Below are 5459 nucleotides of genomic sequence, written 5' to 3'. Positions count from 1 at the left end.
GTTTACTTGATTCATAATTCATAGTTTTATTGTATCATATTTTGTTTCGCAGGAAGTCTATTAGTTTTTTTCAACATTTGTGGTTAAAAAAATAATAGAAGCATAGGTTTTGTTTTAAAGTAAATTAAAAACTGATGTATATGAAAAAAAGTAAATGAGATGATTTTTTCAGTTTGTAGCTTGATAGAATTTTTTCCACAAATCTATTTTTCCAATTTTGAAAGAATAATTCTTAGACAGTTCATGATTGTATCTATTTTAGTTTACTACTTTCAATTTTTGTTTTTAGAAATTTCATTATATAATAAAGTGTATCAAAAAAAGATATATTGATACCATAAATATGTGAATAGATATTGAGGAGAAAATGAATGCAAAAAATAATGTTGATTATCAATCCAACCTCTGGTGGCGAAAAGGCTTTAGATTATAAGGAAAAGTTAGAAAATAAGGCTAAAAAATACTTCGAGCAAGTCGATACCAGAATTACACAAAAAGCGCAAGACGCAACCAACTTCGCCACAGAAGCTTCTCGGGAGCATTATGAGGCAGTTCTCGTATTCGGTGGAGATGGGACCGTCAATGAAGTGATCTCAGGTATCGCTGAAAGAGACTACATTCCGAAACTAGCAATTATACCTGGAGGAACTGGAAATCTGATTACGAAACTTTTAGAAATTAATCAAGATATAGACGGGGCTATTGACGAGCTTGATTTCAATTCTACAAATAAGATTGATATCGGAAAATCAAATGGAAATTATTTTGGTTATATCTTTAGTATTGGTTCACTACCAGAGGCCATCCATAACGTTGGGATAGAGGATAAAACAAAGTTTGGTATGCTAGCCTATGCGGTTAATACTGTAAAGTCTGTCGTGACAGATCAAGAATTTAACATTCAAGTTGAAACAGAAAATGGAAACTATATTGGAGAAGCAAGTCACGTTTTAGTTCTTCTTACCAATTATTTTTCTGACAAAAAAATCTTTGATGAAGACAAGGAGGGTTATGCTAATATTTTGATTTTAAAAGATGCCTCAATTCTTACTAAATTGTCAGTTATTCCTGACTTATTAAAAGGGGATGTCGTTGAAAATGATCACATCGAGTACATAAAAGCTCGTCATATCAAAATCTCTTCAGATTGTGAATTGGAAACGGATGTTGATGGCGACAAATCTGATGACCTACCAGTAGAAATTAAGGTGCTAGGTCAGCATATCGAGGTCTATTCTCAACCGAAAGAATAATCTTATTTACCTTTAACAACAATTTTTTAAACAAAGGAAAGCCTATGAAAATTAAAAAATTAGCAACTGTTGGTCTTTGCTCAACACTTCTTTTGACCTTAGTAGCTTGTAGTCAAACTCAAAAGACTTCTGATAGTACTGCTGAAACTTCAGTGACTCAATCGCAGTCGAATCAGGTTTCTTGGAAAGCCACTTATAGCAATTTGAACAATCAACCGAGTGCAGAAGAAGTTCGGAAAGCCTTGGTTGCACATTTGGATAAAGATAGTGTCGATGCATTTTTCAACCTTGTCAATGATTATAACAATACTGTCGGTTCAGTAGGCTTAACTGGAGATTTTTCTACATTTACCAAAACAGACTATGATGTTGAAAAGATAAGCAATCTTTGGGCACCGAAGAAAGGTGATTTTGTTGGTACCAACTGTCGTATTAACAGTTATTGTTTATTGAAAAATTCTATCGAAATTCCGAAGTTAGAGAAAGATGATTCCCTTTTGTTTGTCGATAATGATGCCATTGATAAGGGAAAAGTCTTTGGTACGGAAGACAAAGATGCTTTTGATATTTTATTCTCAAGAGTCAAGACCGAAGCAACGACAGATGTTAAGGTGCATGCTGCTAAGATGGAACAATTCCTTTCTCAATTCAAGTTTAATGAAAATGCAAGAATGCTCTCCGTAGTAGTGCATGATGACTTGGATGGTCAATCCTTATTTATTGGCCATGTCGGGATACTTGTGCCAAGTGAGGATGGCTATCTCTTTGTCGAAAAGTTAACCTTTGAGGAGCCTTATCAAGCCATCAAATTTGAAACCAAGGAAGATTGCTACAAATATCTAGATACAAAATACGAAAACTATACAGGTGAAGGTCTAGCGAAGCCCTTTATTATGGATAATGATAAGTGGGTTCAACTCTAAAAGTAGTATTTTGGGGATGATTTGCCTAAAGAGTAGGATAAGAAGTTACCAACCGAATGATAGTTAAATTGATATGATTAGAGTAGAGGACACCAAGCATGGATGAACATACATTAAGAGTTGTAAAAATTGATAAGGAAGCTATTTTTGAGCTGCTCTACGAGACTTTTATAGCGCAAGAGCAAGAACTGCTGGACCTGTCGCCAGTAGATCTTATCAATGATTGTGCTATGGATTGGGAAAATGAAGAGTTTATCTTTGCAGCACATCTTCAGGAAAATAGTCTGGGAGAATTGAATCCTCTTCCCAAAGATATTGATATTCAAGAGTTGCTGAAAAAACTACCTGTTACAACAGATTCCGTTCTTGGGAAAGAGAGGATTTATAGAGATTTTTCATTCGACCAATTAAAAAAAATAGTATAATAGTAGTAAATAAAATAGTCATAAGGAGACACAATGGATATTAAAGATTTTACAGAAAAAGAACAAGAAATGATTAAAAAGGGACTAACTTTCTCTAAGCTGAACGATAAGGAAACAGCTGATAAGATTATCGCCTTAATTCCTCAAGATATGATTAAACGGATTCCATTTTTTGTTAGAAAACATGCCATTACACGTACTGTCAAGAGAATCTCGCTTGAGTATCCAGGATTGTACGCTGTAGCTGAACAAGAAGGCCAACTTCCTGAAAAGGAAGCTCAAGAATTGCGCCAAATTCTTACAGATATTTTCCAAGAGAAAATGAACAAGCATAAGATTAAATAAGTTTTGAGATTTAGCAATAAGATGTCGATTGTGCATTAGGAGTTGAGTATGGCTATTGATGGCGTTAAAATCATTGACAGTGATCAAGGGTATGACATTTACAATGAGGTAGTTGGTCGCTATAGAGATGGTGATCATGTGGCCAATATTATCAAGGATATCCTTGATGCTGAGAAAGATTATTGTCAAATAACAGTGACTTCCTATTTTGGAATGAATATTATAGTCTTATCTGTCTAGATGAAAATTATTTGATGACTGATTTTGAACTAGCTGCCCAAGTAGCGTGATGTGAATAAATAGTTTAAGAAAAAGCCTATCGTAGGCTTTTTTCTGTAGATACTATAATAATTTTTTGATAATGTCCTAGGATTCTGATAAAATGGGGTATAAGAAGTTTTAAAATTTTAAATGACAGTTTTTTAAAATTGAAACATTTTGAGAGGTAAAATATGATTACAGGCGAATTAAAGAATAAGATTGATCAGCTTTGGGAAATGCTATGGACAGAGGGGAATGCGAATCCTTTGACCAACATTGAGCAATTGACTTATCTTTTATTTATGAAGGATTTGGACAGAGTTGAACTTGGACGAGAAAATGATGCTGAATTTCTAGGCATTCCCTATGAGGGAATTTTCCCAAAAGATAAACCTGAATATCGTTGGTCAACCTTTAAGAACTTAGGAGATGCGCAAGAAGTTTATCGCCTGATGTCACAAGAGATTTTTCCATTTATTAAGAATCTGAAGGGGGATACTGACGATACAGCTTTTTCACGTTATATGAGGGATGCTATTTTTCAAATCAATAAACCTGCTACCTTACAAAAGGCGATAGCTGCTCTGGATGAGTTACCTACGGATATAAAAGATATTGGTGACATTTACGAGTATCTATTGTCAAAATTATCTCAGGCAGGGGCAAATGGTCAATTTCGTACTCCTCGTCATATCATTGATATGATGGTTGAACTCATGCAACCGACAATTAAGGATATTGTTTCAGATCCTGCCATGGGTTCTGCAGGATTTTTGGTTTCTGCAAGTCGCTACCTAGACCGAAGAAAAGAAGAGTGGCAGACAAATATTGATAGTGTAAAGCATTTCCACAATACCATGTTTCATGGGAATGATACGGATACGACAATGTTGAGACTTGGGGCTATGAACATGATGCTCCATGGGGTTGAAAATCCCCAAATTAGCTATCTGGATTCTCTCTCTCAAGATAACGAAGAAGCTGATAAATATACTCTAGTTTTAGCCAATCCACCTTTCAAAGGTTCTCTTGATTATGATTCAACCTCTGGAGATTTGTTGGCTACGATTAAGACTAAGAAGACAGAGTTACTTTTCCTTGCTCTTTTCTTACGCACTTTGAAGCCAGGTGGACGTGCAGCTGTTATTGTACCGGACGGTGTCCTCTTTGGCTCCTCTAAAGCTCATAAAGGGATTCGTCAGGAAATCGTTGAGCACCATAAACTAGATGCAGTTATTTCGATGCCAAGTGGTGTTTTCAAGCCTTATGCAGGGGTTTCAACTGCTATCCTTATCTTCACTAAGACTGGAAATGGTGGGACGGATAAGGTTTGGTTTTACGATATGAAAGCAGACGGTCTGAGCTTAGATGATAAACGACAACCTATCGAGAACAATGATATTCCAGATATTATTCAACGATTCCATCAATTAGAGAAAGAAGCAGATCGCAAGAGAACAGACCAGTCCTTCTTTGTTCCAGTTGATGAGATTAAGGAAAATGATTTTGATCTGTCCATCAATAAATACAAAGAAATCGAGTATGAAAAAGTTGAGTATGAACCAACAGAAGTCATTTTAAAGAAAATCAATGATCTAGAAAAAGAAATTCAAGCTGGCTTAGCAGAGTTAGAAGAATTACTAAAATAGGGAGATGAACGTATGAAAAAAGTGAAGTTGGGGGAAGTTTGTGAGATAAGAATTGGCAAGACACCAAATCGTTCTCAAACTTTATATTGGGGAGGTGACTATCCTTGGTTATCCATTTCTGATATGAAAGGGAAAATATTATGTACTACAAAGGAAAAAATAACTCAAGAAGCTGTCCAAAAAGAAAAAATGCAAATTGTTTCAAAAGGGACAGTTGTGATGAGTTTTAAGTTATCTATTGGCAAGGTTGGGATTCTTGCTGAAAATATGTACACAAACGAAGCAATAGCTAATTTTGTGGTTAAAAATAATAAGATGCTTTTTAATGAATATCTTTACTATGCACTACAAGGAATAAATTTTGATAGTTTAACAGACAGGGCTGTGATGGGTAAAACGTTAAACAAGGCAAAGTTGAATAACTTGTCTATTGTATACAACGAGCCTTTTATGCAACAGCAAATTGTTTTGAGATTAGATGGTGTTAATAAATTAATTGAATCTCGTAAACAACAACTATCTGAATTATCAAAACTCGTCAAATCCCGATTTAACGAGATGTTTGAAGATTATCCTGACTCAGTATTCTTAGATACATATATA

The 5459-nt window shown here is 34.9% G+C and carries 7 protein-coding genes; all 7 read left to right on the top strand.

What is annotated here, in order from left to right; translation table 11 throughout:
- The first annotated feature begins 371 nt into the window (after positions 1-371).
- The gene (locus tag ADF68_RS00825; protein ID WP_049548234.1) at positions 372-1253 is read left to right on the top strand and encodes a diacylglycerol/lipid kinase family protein; all 882 of its coding nucleotides are present in this window, start codon (positions 372-374) and stop codon (positions 1251-1253) included.
- A 44-nt stretch (positions 1254-1297) separates the two neighbouring features.
- The gene (locus ADF68_RS00820) at positions 1298-2176 is read left to right on the top strand and encodes a DUF4300 family protein (RefSeq protein WP_049548233.1); all 879 of its coding nucleotides are present in this window, start codon (positions 1298-1300) and stop codon (positions 2174-2176) included.
- A gap of 98 nt (positions 2177-2274) precedes the next feature.
- Positions 2275-2601 carry a hypothetical protein gene (locus ADF68_RS00815; protein WP_049548232.1) on the top strand — a complete coding sequence of 109 codons (327 nt, stop codon included), beginning with the start codon at positions 2275-2277 and terminating at the stop codon, positions 2599-2601.
- A 33-nt stretch (positions 2602-2634) separates the two neighbouring features.
- Positions 2635-2946 (top strand): hypothetical protein, encoded by a 312-nt coding sequence (locus tag ADF68_RS00810; RefSeq protein ID WP_049548231.1) that lies wholly within the window; start codon positions 2635-2637, stop codon positions 2944-2946.
- A gap of 48 nt (positions 2947-2994) precedes the next feature.
- Positions 2995-3186 (top strand): hypothetical protein, encoded by a 192-nt coding sequence (locus ADF68_RS11135; protein WP_049548230.1) that lies wholly within the window; start codon positions 2995-2997, stop codon positions 3184-3186.
- Between the two features lie 212 nt (positions 3187-3398).
- On the top strand, positions 3399-4856 hold the full coding sequence (locus tag ADF68_RS00800) for a type I restriction-modification system subunit M (protein ID WP_049548229.1): 1458 nt from the start codon (positions 3399-3401) through the stop codon (positions 4854-4856).
- Between the two features lie 12 nt (positions 4857-4868).
- The coding region (locus ADF68_RS00795) for a restriction endonuclease subunit S (RefSeq protein WP_049548228.1) at positions 4869-5459 on the top strand (591 nt) is incomplete at its 3' end.

The sequence above is a fragment of the Streptococcus pseudopneumoniae genome, assembly GCF_001068775.1.
GTDB lineage: Bacteria > Bacillota > Bacilli > Lactobacillales > Streptococcaceae > Streptococcus > Streptococcus pseudopneumoniae_N.
This window is presented reverse-complemented; position numbering and strand designations above follow the sequence as displayed.

Coding starts and splice junctions, on each gene's coding strand:
- ADF68_RS00810 (WP_049548231.1), top strand. CDS start 2,635: ATGGATATTAAAGATTTTACAGAAAAAGAACAAGAAATGATTAAAAAG.
- ADF68_RS00815 (WP_049548232.1), top strand. CDS start 2,275: ATGGATGAACATACATTAAGAGTTGTAAAAATTGATAAGGAAGCTATT.
- ADF68_RS11135 (WP_049548230.1), top strand. CDS start 2,995: ATGGCTATTGATGGCGTTAAAATCATTGACAGTGATCAAGGGTATGAC.
- ADF68_RS00820 (WP_049548233.1), top strand. CDS start 1,298: ATGAAAATTAAAAAATTAGCAACTGTTGGTCTTTGCTCAACACTTCTT.
- ADF68_RS00825 (WP_049548234.1), top strand. CDS start 372: ATGCAAAAAATAATGTTGATTATCAATCCAACCTCTGGTGGCGAAAAG.
- ADF68_RS00800 (WP_049548229.1), top strand. CDS start 3,399: ATGATTACAGGCGAATTAAAGAATAAGATTGATCAGCTTTGGGAAATG.